The organism is Acinetobacter variabilis, assembly GCF_000369625.1.
In the GTDB taxonomy this organism is placed as follows: Bacteria; Pseudomonadota; Gammaproteobacteria; order Pseudomonadales; family Moraxellaceae; genus Acinetobacter; species Acinetobacter variabilis.
The window spans coordinates 15,455-36,375 of the sequence record NZ_KB850116.1; the positions used below are offsets into that span (position 1 = coordinate 15,455).

At 38.5% G+C, this 20,921-nt stretch carries 20 protein-coding genes and 3 pseudogenes; 8 read left to right on the top strand and 15 right to left on the bottom strand.

Annotated elements, in window-relative coordinates:
- Positions 1-50: 50 nt before the first annotated feature.
- The 5 genes from F897_RS15540 to cadR form a co-directional block, all read right to left on the bottom strand.
- A complete protein-coding gene (locus F897_RS15540; RefSeq protein WP_004781064.1) occupies positions 51-3,209 on the bottom strand; it encodes an efflux RND transporter permease subunit in 3,159 nt (1,052 codons plus the stop codon).
- Positions 3,199-4,434, bottom strand: coding sequence for an efflux RND transporter periplasmic adaptor subunit (locus F897_RS15545; RefSeq protein WP_004781066.1), 1,236 nt, complete (start codon positions 4,432-4,434; stop codon positions 3,199-3,201). The genes F897_RS15540 and F897_RS15545 overlap by 11 nt, the downstream gene beginning before the upstream one ends.
- Before the next feature lies 1 nt (position 4,435).
- Positions 4,436-5,803, bottom strand: coding sequence for a TolC family protein (locus F897_RS15550; RefSeq protein WP_004781067.1), 1,368 nt, complete (start codon positions 5,801-5,803; stop codon positions 4,436-4,438).
- A 49-nt stretch (positions 5,804-5,852) separates the two neighbouring features.
- The gene (locus F897_RS15555; protein WP_004733191.1) at positions 5,853-6,263 is read right to left on the bottom strand and encodes a hypothetical protein; all 411 of its coding nucleotides are present in this window, start codon (positions 6,261-6,263) and stop codon (positions 5,853-5,855) included.
- A 141-nt stretch (positions 6,264-6,404) separates the two neighbouring features.
- Complete coding sequence (gene cadR / locus F897_RS15560; protein WP_004281856.1) at positions 6,405-6,797, bottom strand: Cd(II)/Pb(II)-responsive transcriptional regulator; 393 nt, start codon at positions 6,795-6,797, stop codon at positions 6,405-6,407.
- Positions 6,798-6,887: 90 nt separating this feature from the next.
- Here cadR and F897_RS15565 point away from each other — a divergent pair, with 90 nt between their 5' ends.
- From F897_RS15565 to F897_RS15590, 5 genes and pseudogenes are all read left to right on the top strand, one after another.
- The gene (locus tag F897_RS15565) at positions 6,888-8,168 is read left to right on the top strand and encodes a cation efflux transmembrane domain-containing protein (protein WP_004781070.1); all 1,281 of its coding nucleotides are present in this window, start codon (positions 6,888-6,890) and stop codon (positions 8,166-8,168) included.
- Between the two features lie 11 nt (positions 8,169-8,179).
- Positions 8,180-8,440: a FeoA family protein gene (locus F897_RS15570; protein WP_004665962.1), complete on the top strand. Its 261-nt coding sequence runs from the start codon at positions 8,180-8,182 to the stop codon at positions 8,438-8,440.
- A pseudogene (feoB, locus tag F897_RS15575) lies at positions 8,430-9,524 on the top strand (ferrous iron transporter B); the annotation flags it as partial. The gene F897_RS15570 and the pseudogene feoB, both read left to right, overlap by 11 nt.
- Positions 9,525-9,612: 88 nt before the next feature.
- Positions 9,613-10,745, top strand: a protein-coding gene (locus tag F897_RS17235) for an IS3 family transposase (protein ID WP_224213997.1) whose coding sequence is annotated in 2 segments (ribosomal slippage) — positions 9,613-9,865 and positions 9,865-10,745 — 1,134 coding nt in all. Because the reading frame shifts where the segments join, the coding sequence is not laid out codon by codon here.
- Between the two features lie 58 nt (positions 10,746-10,803).
- A pseudogene (locus F897_RS15590) lies at positions 10,804-11,544 on the top strand (nucleoside recognition domain-containing protein); the annotation flags it as partial.
- Between the two features lie 327 nt (positions 11,545-11,871).
- On the opposite strand, the gene F897_RS15595 reads toward F897_RS15590, so the two are convergent.
- The 6 genes from F897_RS15595 to arsC form a co-directional block, all read right to left on the bottom strand.
- Complete coding sequence (locus F897_RS15595; RefSeq protein ID WP_034581395.1) at positions 11,872-12,960, bottom strand: ArsO family NAD(P)H-dependent flavin-containing monooxygenase; 1,089 nt, start codon at positions 12,958-12,960, stop codon at positions 11,872-11,874.
- A gap of 167 nt (positions 12,961-13,127) precedes the next feature.
- A complete protein-coding gene (gene arsH, locus F897_RS15600) occupies positions 13,128-13,832 on the bottom strand; it encodes an arsenical resistance protein ArsH (RefSeq protein WP_004644739.1) in 705 nt (234 codons plus the stop codon).
- A gap of 4 nt (positions 13,833-13,836) precedes the next feature.
- The gene (gene arsB, locus F897_RS15605; protein WP_004644740.1) at positions 13,837-14,877 is read right to left on the bottom strand and encodes an ACR3 family arsenite efflux transporter; all 1,041 of its coding nucleotides are present in this window, start codon (positions 14,875-14,877) and stop codon (positions 13,837-13,839) included.
- Between the two features lie 5 nt (positions 14,878-14,882).
- Complete coding sequence (locus tag F897_RS15610) at positions 14,883-15,356, bottom strand: arsenate reductase ArsC (protein WP_004781073.1); 474 nt, start codon at positions 15,354-15,356, stop codon at positions 14,883-14,885.
- Positions 15,357-15,360: 4 nt separating this feature from the next.
- Positions 15,361-15,684, bottom strand: a complete 324-nt coding sequence (locus F897_RS15615; RefSeq protein ID WP_004644742.1) for a metalloregulator ArsR/SmtB family transcription factor — start codon at positions 15,682-15,684, stop codon at positions 15,361-15,363.
- Positions 15,685-15,728: 44 nt separating this feature from the next.
- Positions 15,729-16,157: an arsenate reductase (glutaredoxin) gene (gene arsC, locus F897_RS15620; RefSeq protein ID WP_004733243.1), complete on the bottom strand. Its 429-nt coding sequence runs from the start codon at positions 16,155-16,157 to the stop codon at positions 15,729-15,731.
- A 315-nt stretch (positions 16,158-16,472) separates the two neighbouring features.
- Here arsC and F897_RS15625 point away from each other — a divergent pair, with 315 nt between their 5' ends.
- From F897_RS15625 to F897_RS15635, 3 genes are all read left to right on the top strand, one after another.
- Positions 16,473-17,039 carry a recombinase family protein gene (locus tag F897_RS15625; protein WP_005237480.1) on the top strand — a complete coding sequence of 189 codons (567 nt, stop codon included), beginning with the start codon at positions 16,473-16,475 and terminating at the stop codon, positions 17,037-17,039.
- A gap of 221 nt (positions 17,040-17,260) precedes the next feature.
- The gene (locus tag F897_RS15630) at positions 17,261-17,773 is read left to right on the top strand and encodes an adenine nucleotide alpha hydrolase family protein (RefSeq protein ID WP_005237482.1); all 513 of its coding nucleotides are present in this window, start codon (positions 17,261-17,263) and stop codon (positions 17,771-17,773) included.
- 31 nt (positions 17,774-17,804) lie between these two features.
- The gene (locus tag F897_RS15635) at positions 17,805-18,008 is read left to right on the top strand and encodes a DUF4145 domain-containing protein (protein ID WP_265596773.1); all 204 of its coding nucleotides are present in this window, start codon (positions 17,805-17,807) and stop codon (positions 18,006-18,008) included.
- A 188-nt stretch (positions 18,009-18,196) separates the two neighbouring features.
- Here the strand turns inward: F897_RS15635 and F897_RS15640 are convergent, their stop codons facing one another.
- The 4 genes and pseudogenes from F897_RS15640 to F897_RS15655 all read right to left on the bottom strand — a co-directional run bounded on the left by F897_RS15640 (position 18,197) and on the right by F897_RS15655 (position 20,452).
- Complete coding sequence (locus F897_RS15640) at positions 18,197-18,940, bottom strand: acetoacetate decarboxylase family protein (protein ID WP_228128848.1); 744 nt, start codon at positions 18,938-18,940, stop codon at positions 18,197-18,199.
- Positions 18,941-19,165: 225 nt separating this feature from the next.
- Positions 19,166-19,309: pseudogene (locus F897_RS15645) on the bottom strand (transposase); the annotation flags it as partial.
- 100 nt (positions 19,310-19,409) lie between these two features.
- Entirely contained in the window at positions 19,410-19,895 is a 486-nt protein-coding gene (locus F897_RS15650; RefSeq protein WP_005237487.1) for a GNAT family N-acetyltransferase, read from the bottom strand.
- A gap of 83 nt (positions 19,896-19,978) precedes the next feature.
- Positions 19,979-20,452, bottom strand: coding sequence for a GNAT family N-acetyltransferase (locus F897_RS15655; protein ID WP_005237489.1), 474 nt, complete (start codon positions 20,450-20,452; stop codon positions 19,979-19,981).
- Between the last annotated feature and the right edge of the window lie 469 nt (positions 20,453-20,921).

Here is a 20,921-nt window from a genome sequence, read left to right on the forward strand (position 1 = left end):
ATATTGGATAACAGCCAATATCTCTGCTGTAAATCGACTAATCTATTGGATTAAGAAACTTTCTTTTCATTCATCCAGCGGTACAGTACGGGCAATAAAACCAATGTAAGCAGGGTAGAGGAGATAATTCCTCCAATAACCACTGTTGCTAAAGGTCTCTGTACTTCTGCCCCAGTTCCGGTTGCCAAAGCCATCGGGACAAACCCAAGGGACGCCACACAAGCGGTCATCAGCACAGGTCTAAGACGCAAAATTGCACCCTGCCACGTTGCATAATAAAGGTCATATTGTTGTCGCAACTCTTTGATAAAGGTGAGCATGACTAAGCCATTCAGTACAGCCACCCCCGATAGTGCAATGAAGCCAACCCCTGCTGACATGGATAATGGAATGTCACGCAACCACAACGCGATTAAGCCTCCACATAAGGCAAACGGTACACCACTAAAGACCAGTAAGCTTTCTTTGATATTATGGAATACAGCCATCAATAAAATAAAGATCGTCAACAATGCGAGCGGAACCACCAATTGCATACGCGCTTTTGCAGACATCAGATTTTGAAATTGACCGCCATAATCTATCCAATAACCGCTTGGTAATTCCTGTTTGGATAACGTGCTCTGAAGCTCTGTTACGAATGAGCCTAAATCACGTCCTTCTACATTTGCAGTAATAACCACTCGACGTTTACCATTTTCACGGCTGACCTGATTAATACCCAGGATATTTTCAACGCGTGCCACATCTTGCAGTTGGACTAAACCACCATTCGGCAATTGAATAGGAAGTAGCGCTAACTGTTCAGGACTACGCTGGGATTCATCTAGACGGATGACAAAATCAAAACGCTTGTCTCCCTGTAAAATTGTTCCAACATTCTGGCCACCGACACTTGTAGCTACCAGATCCTGAATTGCTCTTACCGACAAGCCATATTGTGCAGCTCTGGACTTATCCACCTCTACATTCAACAAGGGTAAGCCACTGGTCTGTTCTACATTAACGGCTGTCGCGCCTGAAATTGAGTTAATTTTTTGAGAAATTTTATTCGCTTCGCGATTTAGAATCTCCATGTCATCACCAAATAATTTGACACCCACATCACTTCGCACCCCTGAAATTAACTCGTTAAAGCGCAGTTCAATGGGTTGCGAGAACTCACTGTTATTTCCCGGCAATGTCGCTAAGAAAGTAATCATTCTTTGGCGAAGCTCATCAATCGTTTGTTTTGGATCAGGCCATTCATCATGAGGTTTTAACAGTACCACGCCATCTGAAATGTTGGGTGGCATAACATCTGTGGCCACTTCTGCTGTACCGGTACGGGCAAAGATCGCTTTAATTTCAGGAAATTCTTTCAACAGTAACTTTTCAGTATTTTCCTGCATTCTCAGTGACTGTTCTAACCCTGTACTTGGGGAACGCATTTGCTGAACAGCAAAATCACCTTCACCCAGTTGAGGTGCAAACTCGCTACCTGTTTGAGTGGCTAGCACGCCCGTAAGCACTAAAATACAGGCAGCCACAATAGTCACAAATAAACGAAGCTCATAGGCTTTATCTAAAAGCAGTTCATATTTGGTTTTAAGCCAATGCATCCAGCGACTTTCGGTTTCCTTGACTTCTCCAGTGACAAATAGGGCAACTGCGGCTGGCACAAAAGTGACAGATAAAATCATGGCCCCAATTAAAGCCAGTACAACAGTCATTGCCATAGGATGGAAAAGTTTGGCTTCTACACCCGTCAGGGTAAAGATAGGTAGATAAACCACCAAAATAATTAACTGTCCAAAAATCAGAGGACGACGCGCCTGTTTTGCAGCCAAGAAGACTTCTTTAAATCTTTCAGAACGGCTAAGTAAACCACCTTTCAGCTTCTGAGCTTCTGCTAGCCGACGGATACAGTTTTCTACAATAACCACTGCACCATCAATAATAATACCGAAGTCCAGTGCCCCTAAACTCATCAGATTTGCACTAATCTTCTGCTCTGCCATTCCCGTCAAGGTAAACAGCATTGACAGTGGAATAACGCAAGCCGTGATCAGCGCAGCACGGAAATTACCTAGAAAGAGAAATAAAATAACAATGACGAGGATTGCACCCTCAATCAAATTTTTCTGAACGGTTTTGATCGCCCGATCAACCAAATGCGTACGGTCATACACAGTCTCAATCACCACACCTTTAGGTAGCGATTGCTGGATCGATTGCACCTTTTCATCAATGGCTTGAGCAACGGTACGGCTATTTTCTCCCATCATCATCATGGCAATACCCAATACAGTTTCTTCACCATTATAGGTTGCAGCCCCTGTTCTTAAGTCATGACCAATTGAGACATTGGCGACATCTGCCACCCGAATCGGATAGCCGTTTTTATTGGCAATACTGATGTTCTGGATATCTTCAATCGTGTTTAAAGTGCCGGGAACACGAACCGTTAGCTGTTGTCCATTTTTCTCAATATAGCCAGCACCACGGTTTTCATTATTCTCTGTTAAGGCAGTTTGTAAATCAGACAAAGGAATTTGCAATTGTTGCAATCGGTTCAGATCAGGGGCAACCACATAGGTTTTATTAAAGCCACCGATACTGTTGATCTCAGCAACGCCTTTTACGCGCTGTAATTGCGGTCTTACAATCCAATCCTGAATTTCACGTAAATCCATCGCCGAATAAGGGGTTCCATCCGGCTTTTTAGCATTTGGTTCGGCTTTAATCACCCATTGATAGATTTCACCTAAACCTGTCGAAATAGGCGACATGTTAGGTTGCACATCTTCAGGCATTTCTCCCATTGCTTCTTGCAAGCGCTGGTTGATAAGCTGTCTGGCCCAGTAAATATCCGTGCCATCTTCAAAAATGATGGTCACTTGCGATAAGCCGTAGCGTGAAATCGAACGGGTTTGTTCCATTTTCGGCATGCCTGACATGGCATTCTCGATTGGATATGTAATCCGCTGTTCCATTTCTAAAGCCGTAAAACCATTGGCTGAAGTGTTAATCTGCACCTGAGTATTGGTAATATCTGGTACAGCATCAATCGGTAACTTTTGATAACTATAAATACCAATAGCAATCCAAGCCGCAATAAACAGCATGACCCAGATTGCGTTATGGATAGAAAACTGGATCAGTCGATCAAACAGTCCTTCAGGTTTTACCGATTCGTGGTCTGGAATTTGAGGAGTTTCAGTGCTCATGTGAAGCCTCTCCTTTTTCCAGCTCGGATTTCAGTAAAAAACTGCCTTGAGCGGCATATTTTTGTCCCTGACTAAGCCCACTCACCACTTCAATCCATTGGCTCTCCCCAGATGATTGCCCTAATTTCACAGGTTGCGGACTGAATTCAACTTTTTGTCCATGCTGAGTGGCGACAAAAACCACATCTTTTCCATCGACATTCTGAACTGCGGACTTAAGTACCCGTAATGCGGTACTTTCACTCCGTTGTTGCAACTGTACGTTCACCATCAAGTTTGGACGTAATTCGGTTGCATTCGATTCAACTTTTGCTCGCACCTGAAGACGACCTGTTTGAATATCCGCTTCAGTATTTAAAGTCTGAATAACTGCCCTGTAGACCTTTTCCGTTTGCAAGGATTTAAATTCGATCTTTTGATTCGGGGCTAAGCCCATAATTTCAGAATTTGGAACAATAAACTCAAGCCAGAGTTGATCTAACCGGTCTATCGTAAAGAGTTGATCGGCTAACTGAACATTTTCCCCGAGAACCAAATCCTTTTTACTGATCACGCCAGAAATGGGAGCTTTCAAAATATAGCGTCCGTTACTGGCATTCACTGCACCAAATGCACTTAAACGTGATTGGGCCGCTTGAACCTGAATTTGTGCCCGTTTATAGCTGTTATAAGCACGTTGATAGTCTTGTTTTGCTGAAATGCCCTGTGACCAAAGCTGACGCTCACGATCATAGTCTTGTTTCGCCAGTTCAAGGTTGGTTTGTTCAATTTTAAGATTGGCCTGCTGATCAACTAGATCAGGAACAAGCAACGCAGCCAAAGGCTGTCCTTTCTGAACTTTTTGACCGAGTTCTACATAGACATTTTCTACATGACCACTAAAACTCGGTGAGACGTGCGCTTGCTGGTCAGTATTCACATTCAGTTTGGCAGGATAAGAACTTAATTTAACCACCGGGCCTTGATCGACCGCTGATAATTGTATGCCCTGTTCCACCAGTTGCTTGGCAGTCAGGCTCACACCTTCTGCATGCTCTTCGGTTTCACCACCATGTTCTTCTCCCCCTTCTTCCTCGGCATGTTCATCTGATGTTTCAGATTTATTCTTACCCGTTAAGATCAAGAAAATACTGAGGAGTACGGTAGCGCCGATGACCAAACTAATCAGTAGGGGTTGAGAGATTTTTCCGCTCTGTTTTTTTAAGCTGTTTTTAAGATCGAACATGTTAATTTCCCCCACCAATGACAGGCATGGCCTGTATGTCTTGCCATAAATTTTGATTGATTTGTGCAATAGCATCTTTCGACATGACTTCACTTGGGCTAATGCCTAAGCTTAAACTTTCTGCTTCGATGGCCTTTTGCCAGCCCTCCCGTAACAACTGGACTTTACGTAGACGGATGTCTTGTAATTGAAGCGTGGCTTGCTGAACATCGGTTAAAGCAAACTTTCCTGCCAGAAAACCTTGTAAAGTTTTACTTTGAACTTGAGTCGCCAAAGGAATTTGAGTCTCGTCAACGACTTTGAATTGAAGCTCTAAACCCTGCAACTCGGTTAAGATCGTGCCTATTTGCAGCGCATTTTGCTTTAGATAAAAGTCTTTCTGACGCTCTAATAAGTTCATTTTTTCTTGCGCGATTTTTATGCCATTTTGCTGACGATCGAAAATATTGAGCGGTACACTGACTCCAACCACCAGTTGATTTTGTGTTGAGTTATCCAAGGATTGGGTGCGGTTAACGCCCAGGTTTAAAGTAGGATTAGGACGTGACTTTGCTTTCAGCTGATCAACCGTTGCTTGAGACTCTAACACCTGTAAAATCCGATATTTCTCAATGTAGTTATCCGCTAAATATTCTTGAACCTGCCCATGAGTCGATTTTGGCCAAAGCTTTTGCGAAGAGAGGTTTACCTTCAATGACTTATCAGAGGTTCCCCATAAATTTGATAATTGTTGGGTTGCCACTTGTACCTGTAAGTCGGCCTGTCTAAAAAGACGGATATTTTCAGCATGACTTAAACGTGCGCGATTCACATCTACTTGCGCGATACTGCCTGCATTAAAGCGCTTTTCGATTGCTTGAAGGTTTTCTTCGCTCACCCGAAGTTGTTCATTGACAATGTTTTTTTCAAGTTCGGCAATGGCCAGTTGCGACCATACATATTTCACTGCAAGCTCAATTTGTGCTTGATAAATCTTCTGTTTCAGCGCTGTTTTATCTATTGAGAGACTGGCTAATTTTTGGTTTGCTCTTCGCTCACCAAAAATATCCAAAGGTTGTGATATACCGATGGCAAGCTCTTTTTCATTATTTGAACCAAAGCCCGTTTGTTCAACTGACAATTCAGGATTTTTAAACAGCTTACTTTGCTGAAGATTCGTGGCATTAATACTATTTTGCGTTTCCCAGAAATTTTGGGACGCTTGATATTGGTTAACCTGCTCAATAGCTTGCTGCAGCGTTAAATCTTGAGTACTGGCGACTACGGAAGTACTGAAGCTGATCATTGCAGATAGCAAGATACCGCTACCTAAGGCTGACCAGGATAAATTCAGGATGGAGGTATCCTGATGTAATTTGTTTTTTGACATGAAAATGCCCCACGCATAATGAAATTAGGAGTGGTGGGCTTTTATAAGACTACCCCACCAATAGTAGGGGCAAATCGGGAGGCGGGGTTAATTGATCCAGATAAGGGGGTTTATAAAAAGTTATTCCCAAATAAGTTGGGGTAATGCCGGTCTCAAAATTAGCTTTAAGCTTCAGATCATCGGGTGGGTCAATCTGAATCACGATTGTATTTGAGAAATGACTGCACTTTTCGTTAAAACAAACCTTCTGACAATAGTCATAGATTTCTTTATAGTTTTCTAGGGAATAAAGTGCTTGACGAGGACTATCACTCTTTTCGTCTAAATCGATTGGATTAGAGAGTATTGAATTGGGTATGTTTGGCATTTCATGCAGACAAGCAGCCTCTGCCACACTCCAAATATTCTGGAATGTGAATAAGAGTACCAATATCTGGATTAGAAATGTTTTTCTCTTCATACACAAATCTGTATTTAAAACACCAATCGGAAGCTAACCAAAGCTATCTAAGATCTGATCACAAAATTTAAGTCACCTTAATCTTTTTGCAGCCTTAAGTAAAGATATACAGAGTTTTTGAAAAAGCATAGGTCTAGATAATCAAGCTAGATTTTTTAGAACTCCACATTGGTCAATTGTACATAAACCATCACAAGTACCTCTTAAATCAGATAATTGTTCAATAAGCTTTTGTTGCTTGATTATATTTTCTCTGATAGCACTGACATGTAAGTCAATTAATTCATTCACATCTGAACAATTTTTCTTGGGATTATCTTTATAGGTGAGTAATTGACGAATTTCATTCAAACTCATATTTAAAGTTCGGCAATTCAAAATAAACTTAATTCGCTCAACATAGCCTATATCGTAAAGGCGGTAATTTCCTTCCGTTCTTTCGGGTTCCGGAATTAAACCTTCCTTTTCATAAAACCTAATTGTTAATACTGAACATGAGGTTTTTTTAGAGAGTTCACCAATTTTTAAATGCATTGAGTTGGTATTTCCAAAAAATCTTGACTCTATAGTAACTATAGGGATTCTAATATTCAAAGTTTATAAATTTTTTTAATGGGTATAATTATGAGTGGTTGTGGATGTAGTAAAGAAACACCATGCAAAGATAAGAAATCTCAACAAGAAAATCATCCATCAATTGCAGAAGCAAACAATTCAAAGAATTGTAATAATACGCTTAGCTGTTGTGGTGAAGAGGAAGAAGAAAAATCTTCATCTCCTTGCTGTAACACTTCAAACAGTTGTGAAGATACCGCTCAATCCTGTTGTGGTTCTGATCCCAAAGAAAATTTAAGCACTGAAGACGTTTTAAAAAATTCGCACTACATGAGTGAATACTTAGTTCCCAAAATGGATTGTTCTGCGGAAGAACAGATGGTTCGTATGGCGCTATCTTCAATTGATGGTGTTCAAAAACTCATCTTTGATTTACCTAACCGGTCTTTAAAGGTTCTACATAATCAAAAAGATGAAAATATAACTACCAAACTTGAAGCTTTGGGTTTTGGTGCAAAGCTTGTGAAGACTGAAACTTATATAAGCAATCAACAAGCTAAGCAAACAAGTACCTACACCATTCCTAAAATGGATTGCTCTGCTGAAGAGCAAATGGTCCGTATGGCTCTTGCAGATATTGAAGCAGTTAAAGGTCTTACTTTTGATCTTCCCAATCGAAAACTGAAAGTCTTCCATAATGAAGGGAGTCAGCAAATTACGGCCAAACTTGAAGGACTGGGTTTTGGGGCGAAACTTGATGAAACACAGCTTTCTTCAGGCGATGTACCTAATGAACCTGATCCTGTGAGACAAGCTAAAGTACTTAAACTGTTATTAGGCATTAATGCTCTACTTTTCTTTATAGAATTCATCAGCGGTATTATTGCTGCGTCTACAGGATTGATTGCTGATTCTCTAGATATGTTTGCCGATGCAGCCGTTTATGGTATTGCGCTATATGCCGTCGGAAAAGCTGCGAAATATCAAGTGAAAGCAGCCCATTTCGCAGGTTGGATTCAGTTATTACTTGCTGTCATCGTGATTATTGATGTCATTAGACGATTCATGTTTGGAAGCGAGCCAGAATCAACGCTCATGATTGTTATTGGCCTGCTCGCACTTATAGCTAACGTGACATGCTTATATCTTATTTCTGGTCATCGAGAAGATGGCGCACATATGAAAGCCAGTTGGATTTTCTCGGCGAATGACGTTGTCGTAAATATGGGCGTTATATTTGCCGGTGTACTCGTGGCGTGGACGGGATCAGCTTACCCAGACTTAATCATTGGCATCCTGGTTTCTTTATTCGTGCTTAATGGCGCTCGAAAGATTTTGGCTTTGAAGTAAGAGTATCGAAAATGAATCTATTTCAAGTTAAACAAAATCAGATCGTCAAAATTAGAGATCTCAAAAAAGGTAATCAATACAGTCATACCACTGATCCCGTATTGGAACGGCTCCAACTATTAGGTTTTAGAGAGGGTGAAACTCTACAAGTACTCGCTAAAGGTGTTTTTGGCGGAGATCCTGTTTTAGTTCAAATTGAAACTTCAAGATTCGCATTAAGAAAGAATGAAGCTGAAAGAATTTTTGTAGAGTTAGTATCCAATGAAGATTAAGAACATTGCATTAGTCGGTAATCCAAATTGTGGAAAAACCTCTTTATTTAATACGCTTACTGGTACGCGACAAAAAGTTGCCAACTATGCTGGGGTTACCGTAGAAAGAAAAGAAGGTTCTTTTAAATTACCTTCTGGTGATGCAATACGAGTATTGGACTTACCCGGAACTTACAGTTTAAAACCTGGTAGTTTAGATGAAGAAGTCACCAGGGCAGTTTGTTTGGGCGAGCTAAAAGGTGAAATTCTACCCGATATTTTTATATGCGTTGTAGATGCCACAAATTTAAGCTTACATTTGAGCTTGGTTCTCGAAGTTCGTGCTCTAAATCGCCCTATGATTCTTGTATTAAATATGATGGATGAGGTCAAAAAGCGTGGTATTTCCATTGATAAGGATAAACTGTCTCAACTGTTAGGTATCCCTGTAGTTGAAGCTGTCGCAGTTAAAACAAAAGGAATTCAAGATTTAATTAATCAATTAGATCAAAAAAATCTTTTTATTACTCCTTATCATTCTGAATTAAGTCATTTTGAACAGGTCAAACAAATCACCAAACAAGTTATTTTAAATAATGACAGTGGTGATAAAAGAACCGCATTTCTAGATAAAATTTTTCTACATCCTGTATTGGGTTTAGTAATCTTAACTTTAACCATGTTTGTGATGTTCCAGGCGGTATTTATATGGGCAACGCCTTTTATTGAATTCATTGAAAATTTTGTCGCATGGCTCAGTGATTTTATTGGACCACTAATCCAACATCCTCTATTAAAAAGCTTGGTTGTGGATGGGGTAATTGCTGGTGCAGGTAGCGTGCTTGCATATATGCCTCAGATTTTGATTTTATTCTTCTTCATTTTAATGCTTGAAGAGTCAGGCTATTTACCCCGGGCAGCATTTCTTTTAGATAAATTAATGTCTAAAGCCGGGCTTAGCGGCCGTTCATTTATTCCTCTGCTATCCAGTTTTGCTTGTGCCATTCCCGGAATTATGGCAACCAGAAGTATCAGCTCTGAACGGGACCGATTAGCAACAATTATGATTGCACCCTTGATGACCTGTTCAGCAAGATTGCCAGTAAGAGGTGGATCAGGAAATTTGAACAACACTTATAAGTGATATTTTGCTCCCCAAATGATGTTATAAACATCAATATATGGAGTATTTTATGGCACGTAGACCAAGAAGAAATCATTCAAATGATTTTAAAGCTAAGGTAGCACTTGCTGCGATTAAAGCAGAAAAAACACTTGCTGAATTGAGTGCTGAATTTGATGTTCATCAAAACCAAATTATCGACTGGAAAAATCAACTGATTTCAGCTTCCTCGCAAGCTTTCGATCAATCAAAAGCTCCAACAGAACCACCCATCGATCTAAAAAAACTACATGCAAAAATCGGTGAGCAGGCATTAGAAATTGATTTTTTAGAAGGTGTGTTGAAGAAACTGGGCCGCTTCAACCACAAAAGTTAATCGATGACTCACTTCAGATTTCAGTATCTAAGCAAGCTCAGCTGCTGAAAGTCTCCCGTGGTTGTTATTACTATCGCCCAAAACCTGTGAGTGCATCAGATCTGAAGCTGATGCGGTGTATGGATGAGTTACATATGCAATACCCTTTTGCAGGTAGCCGTATGATGCGTGATTTGTTGAATCGTCAAGGACATCATATAGGACGACGTCATACACGTACTTTAATGAAGAAAATGGGCATTAATGCGTTATATTGCAAACCAAATTTAAGCCAGGCTAATCAAGCTCACCGCAAATATCCATATCTGCTCAAAGGATTGGCTATTCAGCGCAGTAATCAAGTGTGGTCTACGGATATAACGTATATCCCTATGGCAAAAGGCTTTGTTTATTTATGTGCTGTGATTGATTGGCATAGCCGCAAGGTACTTGCGCATAGAGTATCGATTAGTATGGAGGTTACATTTTGCATAGAAACATTAAATGAAGCTATTGAAAAATATGGTCGACCTGAAATATTTAATACAGACCAAGGCAGTCAGTTTACCAGTGATGCATTTATTGATGTATTGAAATCAAATGGCATTCAAATCAGTATGGATGGTAAAGGTCGATGGGTTGATAATGTGATGGTTGAACGATTATGGCGGAGCGTTAAATATGAAGAGGTGTATCTCAAAGCCTACAGCAATGTTTTGGATGCGAAGAAGCAATTAAACGCATATTTTGAATTTTATAATTTGAAACGACCTCATTCGAGTCTGGATAAAATGACTCCAGATGAGTTTTACTATGACCAGCTACCACAACAAAATAAGATAGCTTAACTAGAGCAGAGTATCACTTATAAATAAGCTTTTAGTTGTTCAAACATGTGGGACCACCTCTGTATATGCTTTATTGATCGCGGCATTTATTCCCAACCAATTAATCTACGGCTGGTTAAGTCTGCAAGGATTAGTCCTTTTTGGTCTTTATATGTCGGGAATAGTCTCAGCGTTATTAGTTTCAGTCTTTCTGAAGTTGGTTCGAAAAGATAAAACTGAAAGTATTTTTATTTTTGAACTTCCCACATACCGAATTCCAGATATTAGAAATATTGCATTAGGCTTATATGATAGGGCAACTATTTTCTTAAAACGAGTTGGTGGCATTATCGTTGCGCTGTCTATCTTGTTATGGGTGCTAGTCACGTTCCCTCAACCACCAGATAATGCAACCATGCCGGCCATTAACTATAGTTTAGCTGGTCAGTTAGGGCATTTAATTCATCCTATATTTGCGCCTATTGGGTTTACATGGGAAATATGTATTGCACTCATTCCTGCTATGGCAGCAAGGGAAGTTGTAATTGCTGCTCTTGGGGTGATTTATGCGATGTCAGGTGATGAAGATACAGTAACTCAAAGTCTGTTAAGTCAAATTTCAGGCCCGGATGGATGGGGGTTAGCCACAGGTTTATCATTATTGGTATGGTTTATTTTTGCTCCCCATTGTCTTGCTACGTTAGCAACAATTAGACGAGAAACTGGCAGCTGGAAACAGCCCATCATTATGGCAACTTATTTGTTTGCATTAGCCTACATCTTTTCATTCATCACATATCAAGTTGCGAGTAATTTTTAATTAGCAAATGAATAAAATAAGGGAGCTAGCTCCCTTATTTTATTGAAATACTCACTATAAATGAAGCGCTTTTACAAGAAAAACTGTATAGATATCAATAATATTAAACAGCTTCCTAAGAAAACTTCTAATTTAATTATAAATTATGAAAGAGTTCCCTCTTTTTAGTGCAATTCATGAAATTAGGTTTAAATATCAAAAATTATGGCTTAATGAAGAGCATGATCTTGTAGACACTTTTAGTGAAATAATAATCAAAATATTGGAATGCTCCCAGTAGCCTAGACACAAAACCGATTCTAAAATTCTTATACTCGATATGGATAATTATTCTGAAAATTTTTTAGTATTAATTTCTTGTAGATAAGTGAAGATCTCATCTACTGTAGCTCTCGCTGTTCTAGAAACGCCAATTAATGTTGCAGATGCCATACCTGTCCAATCTCCATATCCAACTAACCACAAGTTAGGTAACTTAATAGACCTTCCATTTTGAACTTCTACAAAGTTATCTCGCTCTACTATATCTATACTTTTTAGATGATTTAATGAAGCCTTAAATCCAGTACACCAAATAATCACATCAATTTTCTCTTTTTTTCCATCTGGCCAAATAACTGTATCTGTAGCTAAAGATTGAAAAGGTGGACGGCTATGTAAGACTCCTCTATTCCTTGCCTCTTTGACACTATTGATCATCACAATATCACCTAGGCCACCTATTGGCTGGTCAACTTTTCTTCCTTCTTGTTGTACTTTTAAACGCTCAGTTGCTCTTAAAAACAGTACTCGACCATCGACATCATCAGGTAAAAATTGAGGCGGAGTTTTTGTGACCCAAATGGTTTCAGCAACTTGTGAAACCTCAGCGAGTATTTGCGCGCCCGAATTCCCCCCACCCACCACGATGACTTTCTTATCTTTAAATGAATCTGCATTCAGGTAATGGGCTGAATGTAACTGCGTGCCTTGAAAGTTTTCCTGTCCCGGATAATCAGGAATAAACGGCTGGCGCCATGTCCCTGTTGCACTGACCACCACCTTGGCTCGCCAAAACTTTTCTCCAGCATATACGTCTAAATACTTTCCCTTCGATTCCACACGATCGACATGTACTGGACGAACAATCGAAAATTGATATCTCTGTTCATAAGCCGATAAATACTGGATCACCTCATTTCGTGTTGGATAGGTCTGTTCAGTGATGGGCATCATCCAACCGGATAGAGAACTCCAGGTATTAGGAGAAAAAAGACGCAATGACTCCCAGGTATGCAGCCAGGCACCCCCCGCTTGATTTTGCTCATCCAATATAATGAATGGGATTTTCTTGCGCTTTAAAAAATAAGCGGTAGATAAAGCGGCCTGCCCACCACCGATAATGATCACATCAGTTTCAGTCTGTTTCTGGTTCAAAGCCTTCACCTTTTCCTTATTTATCTCTGACTTCTTTAATGTAAAAACCCAATCATGAAGACTGGGTTTTTACAATATTCATTGTACCTTTAACAGCACTTCATCGGTACAGCATAAAAGTGTTACTGACCTGGCAATGAGGCGCAGTATTTAATACCATCCAGCATTTATAAACTGCGCTGATTTACACGCTTGGACAACTCTTCAGCCGATTCCTTGCGTTCAGAATAACGATCTGTCAGGTATTTGCTTTGTCCACGAGTCAGTAGGGTGAACTTAAATAACTCTTCCATCACATCCACAATCCGGTCATAGAAAGCCGAAGGTTTCATTCGTCCATCTTCTTCAAACTCCAAAAAAGCTTTTGGAACTGAAGACTGATTTGGAATGGTGATCATCCGCATCCACCGCCCCAAAATACGCATCTGGTTCAGGCTGTTAAATGACTGTGATCCGCCACTGACTTGCATCAAGGCAAGAGTTTTACCTTGGGTAGCACGGATTGCCCCTCCTGCCAGTGGAATCCAGTCGATTTGAGATTTAAAGATTGAACTCATAGAACCATGGCGTTCAGGTGAACACCAGACCATGCCTTCTGACCATGCTAAAAGCTCATGCAGTTCTTTTACTTTTGGATGCTCAGTATCCGCATCTTCTGGTAAAGGAAGCCCTTTAGGATGAAAGATTTTTATTTCCGCCCCAAAATGCTCAAGGATTCGACCGGCTTCAAGAACTGCAAGGCGACTGTAAGAACGTTCTCGATTAGAGCCATACAGCAGCAAAATTCGCGGAGGATGAGCAAGTTCTTTGGCTTGAACTTTTTCAAAGGTGGGTTGCTCAAGAAGATTTAGATCTACATTTGGGAGATTCATAGAGTTAGGCCTCTTTAAAAACTTTCTTTCTCAGCCAGAGTGAAACACTCACCAAGGCAATCAACACAGGAACTTCGACCAGTGGGCCAATAATCGTGGTAAAAGCAACAGGCGAAGCGATACCAAAAGTTGCAATCGCTACTGCAAGTGATAATTCAAAATTATTCCCCGCTGCGGTAAATGCAATTGCTGTGGTCTTAGGATAGTCATTGCCCATCCATTTACTCATAAAGAAGCTGATGAAGAACATTAAAACGAAGTAAATGGTTAAAGGAATCGCGATGCGTAAAACTTCAAGCGGAAGACTCACGACATCACCGCCTTTTAGGCTAAACATGGCCAGAATGGTGAACAGCAAAGCCATTAAACTCAGCGGACTGATTTTCGGAATGAACTTGGTTTCATACCATTCCACGCCTTTCTGTTTCACCAAAATCCATCGCGTTAAGAAACCTAATAAGAACGGAATACCAAGATAAACCAGAACAGCATGGGTGATGGTCCAGAAATCGACATTAATGACCTGCGAAGCGACACCAAAATAGGGTGGAAGGAAGGTCAGGAATAACCAGGCATAGGTACTGAAAAATAGAATCTGGAAGATGCTGTTAAAGGCAACTAATGCTGCAACATATTGATTATCACCACAGGCCAAGCCATTCCACACCAGAACCATGGCAATACATCGAGCAAGACCAATCAGGATGACACCGGTCATATATTCTGGATAACTATGTAAAAATATGATTGCCAGGGCAAACATGAGTACTGGCGCGATCAGCCAGTTTTGTACTAAGGACAAAGTAAGGGTTTTCTTATCCTTAAACACTTGTGGCAAAGTCGCATAGTTCACTTTTGCCAGTGGTGGATACATCATTAGAATAAGACCAATCGCGATTGGAATATTCACTGAATCAATGCTTAATTTATCGAGTGCGACAGAAGCCTGAGGAAAGAAGTTTCCGATGGCAATGCCTAAGGCCATGGCAATAAAAATCCATAGCGTCAGGTTGCGATCTAAAAAAGATAAGCGTTTTTCAGACATTTCACTTACTCAACGTTCGAAATTTGATTAATTGCTGCAATCAATTCTGAGCGAGATAGTTTATCTACATTAAGTTTAAATAAAGCATCTAAGCGACGATTGATATGTTCAACAGTGCTCATAAAGGCTTTCATTTTTTCTTCTTTATTCACGTCTAAGTGTGAAGGATCAGCCAAGCCCCAATGTGCCTTGATTGCTCCACCCAAATAAAGTGGACATGCTTCTTGAGCAGCAGAATCACATACTGTGATCACAACATCAGGTTGATATTGTTCACAATCATTAATCGTTTTACTCCATAAACCTTCGGTAGATAATCCTAAGTTTTCAAGGGTTTCTAAAGTTAGCGGGTGAACTTGACCTGAAGGCTTACTCCCAGCGCTATAGGCTTTCCAACCTTCTGGTGCTCGGCTATTAAACAAAACTTCAGACAAAATGCTACGGCAGCTATTTCCAGTACATAAAAATAAAAATTTCATTGAATTACTCACAATAACTATTTACAGAAAGGGGGTGTTGATCATCCAGCTTTGATTGAGATTGAACCGTCTTCAAAATATCTAAAATTTCATAACACCAGTTGGCCAATTTTGGATTGATACTGTAGTAAACCCATTGGCCTTGTCTGCGATCTTGAAGTAGCCCTGAAGCACGTAAAAGGGCTAAATGTCTTGAAATTTTCGGTTGACTGAGTTGTAGTTTTTCAGTCAAATCACATACACATAGTTCTTTATTTTCAACAATTAATGTCACTATATTGAGACGTGTTTCATCTGATAAGCATTTAAAAAAATTAACTTGATCCATATAAATCTCCTTCACATTCTTTCCATTCAAGAGATGAGAAAGTACTATTTAATTCTTTGGCCATTTTCATCAATAATTTTTTCACCATCTTCTTTGCTAAATGCGCCTTTCTGAGGAAACGGGAGAATATCCAAAACAACTTCAGAAGGACGACACAAACGTGTACCTAAATCCGTAACAACGAATGGGCGGTTAATCAAAATAGGATGTTGAAGCATAAAATTTAAAAGCTGTTCATCAGACCAATCTTCCCGAACAATTTCTAAATCAGAATATGGAGGTACATTTTTACGAATTGCTTCTCTAACACTTAAACCAGCACTACGAATAAGTTCAATTAATTCTGCTTTCGAAGGTGGGGTAATTAGATATTCAATAACGATTGGTTCAATTCCTGCATTTTGAATTAAAGCTAAGGTATTCCTTGATGTACCACACTCAGGATTGTGATAAATCTTTATGGTCGAGAACATTTTGACTAACACTGCTATTAGAAACTCAGATATACTTATATACGTATTTCCACATATATGTAAATACGTATATTGATTTTATTTAAATTACTTAATGTCAATAAATGTATATATATTCTTGCAAATTCTTATGAGTGAGAAAAAACTCGTTATTTAAATATGTAAATTTAGAGTATACCCTAAAGTTACAATCTGAAAGTTCATGAAATTATGTATCATTTAAATGATTTTTAATCATAAGTAACATGTAACTTTAGTATTAAAGATTTATAATTTACGAAATTGTTCATTTTTATCCAATTGGGGCGTGAAAAAGTGAAAGGCCAAAAAGTAGGGTATGTCCGGGTAAGTTCTGTCGAGCAAAACACTGGACGTCAACTTGAAGGAATTGAGGTCGACCGGATTTTTGTTGACCGTGCTTCAGGTAAAAATACTGACCGATCTAAATTTCAGGAAATGTTGAACTATGTTCGGGAAGGGGACAGGGTGATTGTACATTCAATGGATCGTTTTGCGCGAAGCCTAAAAGATTTGGTCACTGAAGTAGATAAACTGGTCAAACGAGGGATCGCCATCCAGTTTGTAAAAGAAAATATTACTTTTACAGCCGAATCCACCCCGATGGATAATTTGATGCTTCAAATGATGGGTGCTTTTGCACAGTTCGAACGTGAGATCATTTTAGAGCGGCAAAAGGAAGGAATAAAACTCGCCTCTGCTCAGGGGAAGTACAAAGGTCGGGTGCATAAACTAAAGCCTGACCAAGCTGAAGCTTTACGACAAGCATGGAAGGAGGGGAAGTATCCATCGAAAATGGCATTAGGGAAAGCTTTTGGGATTAGTCGTCAGGCGGTATACCGATATTTACAAGTTAGTGAATAGCTTATTGGGATTAGCAACTAAATTTAGTTTAACTTATAAAAATCATGAAACACTGTTCGAATTTTAAGCGTGAAACATGAATAATCAATAAAAAGCCGCTCTGGTGCCTTACTTCCTAGAGCGGCTTAATCTAATATACTGAAATTTAATGATAAATATAAAGTGTTTCGTATAAGGTGTATTATGTTAATTTTAGAAAAATTTAAGTTAGATTTATTACTATGACTGAAATATTTACCTTCATCAAAGGTTTTCAAAAAAATGATTCTTTACCGTTCTTATGCCCATTTTGTAAAAAAAACTCATTACTTTTAGATGATGATACATGGCAAGAACATGATAAATCAGCATTACACCATTGCGAAGAGTGGTTTGATCCATGCAATCATGTTGAATACCTTTATACAGCTCTTTATAAGTGCTCAAATAAGAATTGCAGACAATGTGTAATTAGCTCAGGAACTGGTGGTGTAGATATTGATTATAGTCAAGAGGAATATGCAGATGCAGGAAGTCAACCTGCTTATTATTCATATTACCAACCAAAAATTTTTATTCCACCACTAAGCTTTTTTATCGTTCCTGAAAAAACACCTAGTGAAATAAAAGCATTATTGGAGCTTTCTTTTTCAATAGTCTTACAATCACCAGCATCAGCAGTAAACTGTTTAAGAAGTAGTCTTGAAAAATTACTAGATATATATTCAATTCCTAAAAAAAAAATTACATCTTAGGATTGAGCAAGACGTTCCAACACATGTCATTCTGTCTCCTTATAAAGACTATTTAATGGCAATTAAATGGCTAGGTAATTCCGGAAGTCATGATTTAGAGGAAATTACTCTCCAAGATATTATGGATGTATATGAAATCATGGAATTTGTATTAAGGAACTTATATGGAAATGTTCAAAATACCTTACAAAAAGCACAACTTATTAATCAGAAGAAAGGGCCACTAACAAGATAAGAAAGAAAAAGTTTAGGTAGCTAATTTTTCACCTATTTAACATAATGGGCGTTATGCGAACAATAGATATTATGAGTCTGATTGTTTAAGTAAGCATGTTAGCATTAAAGTAGAAGGAGTTAATTGATTATTGAATTGCTCCTTAAAAAAATTTACTGTAAGCAGATTTTTGAAGTTCAAATCATCAATCAAAAAATTACGCCTTCATTTAAACGCAATTGCAAGCTATCAGTAAAGGTGACTGAAAAAGGCGTCGCACCATTTAACTCAAGACTATTGAGCCTTTGTGCCATTGGGTGACTGTTCGTTGTATCAACACTTAGCTTAAGATCACCTTTAGTGGCAATTTTAGCGCCATTTAATGTACGTGTATCTGCGGTTGCCCGTATTAACGCATCATTTAACATTGAATATAAAACTAAGTCTGCCCAAGGTGCGGTAACTGATGCGCCGATCGTACCTGATAATGACAAGATTGATGTTTGAGGATTCTCTGGATGTTTGACAGAACTACTAAAATCCTTATTGTCTAAATTAAAATCAATATCGGTGACGAATTTCGGGTAGCCCCATAATTCTTTACCTGCACGACACGCAACTTCGGTGGTTACCGGTAAATCACAAACCCACATGCCGGTATTGCGTCGATCTGGTGGTAATGTCATTTCCACCAATGGATGAGTCGGTGTGTCTTGGTCTGCAGGATAGACAAGCATACTTGATGCAACTTCGTGATAAGGCTCGCCATCAGTTAATTCACGATAATCATAGAAAGCTAGACTAAATAACGCTTTATTGCCTATAAGCTTAGCAACCTTTAACTTTGGATTGTCCAATACACTGACTGCTTTGTCATAATCGACCATAAAAAAAGCAATCAGGCTTGACGCATCAAAGTACTTAATAGGCAGCTGAGCCTCACCTTGTGACATCTGTCTTGTGTGGGTGGCTTGTTGAAAAAATGGGTCAACATGCCATTTATTATTCACGTTTTTATTCATTATCATAGGTTAAGTACCTTTGTTATGATCAGATTATTTTTAATCAGTTTTATTTGAACATGACAATAGAAAAGTATAAAGCGTTATTGTGTAAGGCAGTGCGTTCTACTCAATTAATTTAAAGTTTGGAAGTTATAACTAGAGCCTGTTGAACATTCATAATTTGAGCCAGATATAAGCACAAGCAAGAGCGACCGTATTTTCATAACTCTGCTTGAGCTTATCAAATCTGGTGGCAACCGCCCTATACTGTTTTAGCTTAGCGAAAGCATTTTCTACTAGATGCCTGGCTTTATACATCATTCAGCTATAGTCTTTTGATAAAAAAAGCATGACTAAAAGCCATGCCTTGGGAATTCGTATAACGTGTATTATGTTAATTTTAGAAAATCTTAATTTATTATTCTAAGTTTTTCTCCATAATTACTAGTTCAATGTCATCATAAATTTCATTGTCTTCAGCTTTAAAGAAATCATTTTTCTCCCAGAAACTTAGAGAAGCTCTGTTAGTTGAAGCACAACTAAGTATGATTGATTTGAAACCCTTTTCTTTCAAATCATTGGCTATATTATCTATAATTAAACTTCCTGTACCTTTTCCTTGTAACGAAGCATCTAAAACAAAAAAACCTATCAGTGCTGTTTTTTCATCTGGATAGGATTCAACCATTTCTAAATAACCAATTAATATTTCATCAAGGATAAAGCCTATATTTCTCTTATGCTTTAAATCTGCTTCTGGAGGGAGAGCTAACATCAGTTTTTTTAATTTTTCTTTGCTTAATTCTTCATTCATATGTCGATAGTAATCAGGGTTACTAAGACAAATTTCATAAATACGATCTAAGTCTGTTTCTGATATAGAAATCGCTTTAACTTGATTCAAAAATATCATCTCCATTAAAATTATGAATTATATATGATTAGGCATAAGAAATCTTTTCTTAGCCCTTTAATTTAATATAAAAGTTAGAGTTTCGTGAAAACATACATTCCTATTCCATCATTGCCAACATCTTCAACTCGAACAATTGAGAACCCACATTTATTCACATAAAAACATACATTATTAATAAGACAAGATGGTGTTCTTAACCGCCATCCATTCGAGCTAGGATACATTTTTTCTATTTTTTCCCATGTAAGATAGCCATACCCATTACCATGTAAACAGGGTGAAATAAATAATCGTTCGAGTACTTTCACGTTATGTTCATCTGTAGATATCACTGCACCGCCTATCAAATTATTATTATCAAAAATACTAAGAATAACTTTAACTTGCATCTCGATTAATGATCTAAAAGAAAGCTCCTCCTCCCCATCCTCCTCTTCCATATCGTCAGGGAAAAATCTGGCATTAGAAGAAAAAGCAGCAGCATGTATCTCCTGAAGAGTATCAGCTTGATCTAAGCTAGCAACTCTGATCATTAAATTATTCATTTTTTCTCCGCAATATATAAAGTTTAGTCACAATTAAATATTCATTTATCCACTGGCACAACTGCAAGATATTAAAGAAGATACAGTAAAAGTACTCTATTTAACATAATGGGCGTTATGCGAAGTACGCTTGTATATTAATCTAAATATCAAACACTTAATAAAAATAGAAAAATCCAAAAATGACCAAAAAGCCGATTTTGAAACAAGTCGGCTTTTTTTATGAGCGGTTTTGATACTTCTTGCCAATAAATTTGACTAAAAAATAGTCAGTTTTGAGGTTTTTCAAATTTTATCAATGCCTCAATGTCCAAAATTATCCACATTTTTTGTGGATAAAATTTAGGCTATTTTGTACGCCTGGGCTTACGTAAATTCCGGTTCTTTACGGCTGTCCAGGAAAGGTGAATTTTCCTATGATGAACTCATCGGGAACAGGAAGTTCCATACAAGAATAACAATAGATAAG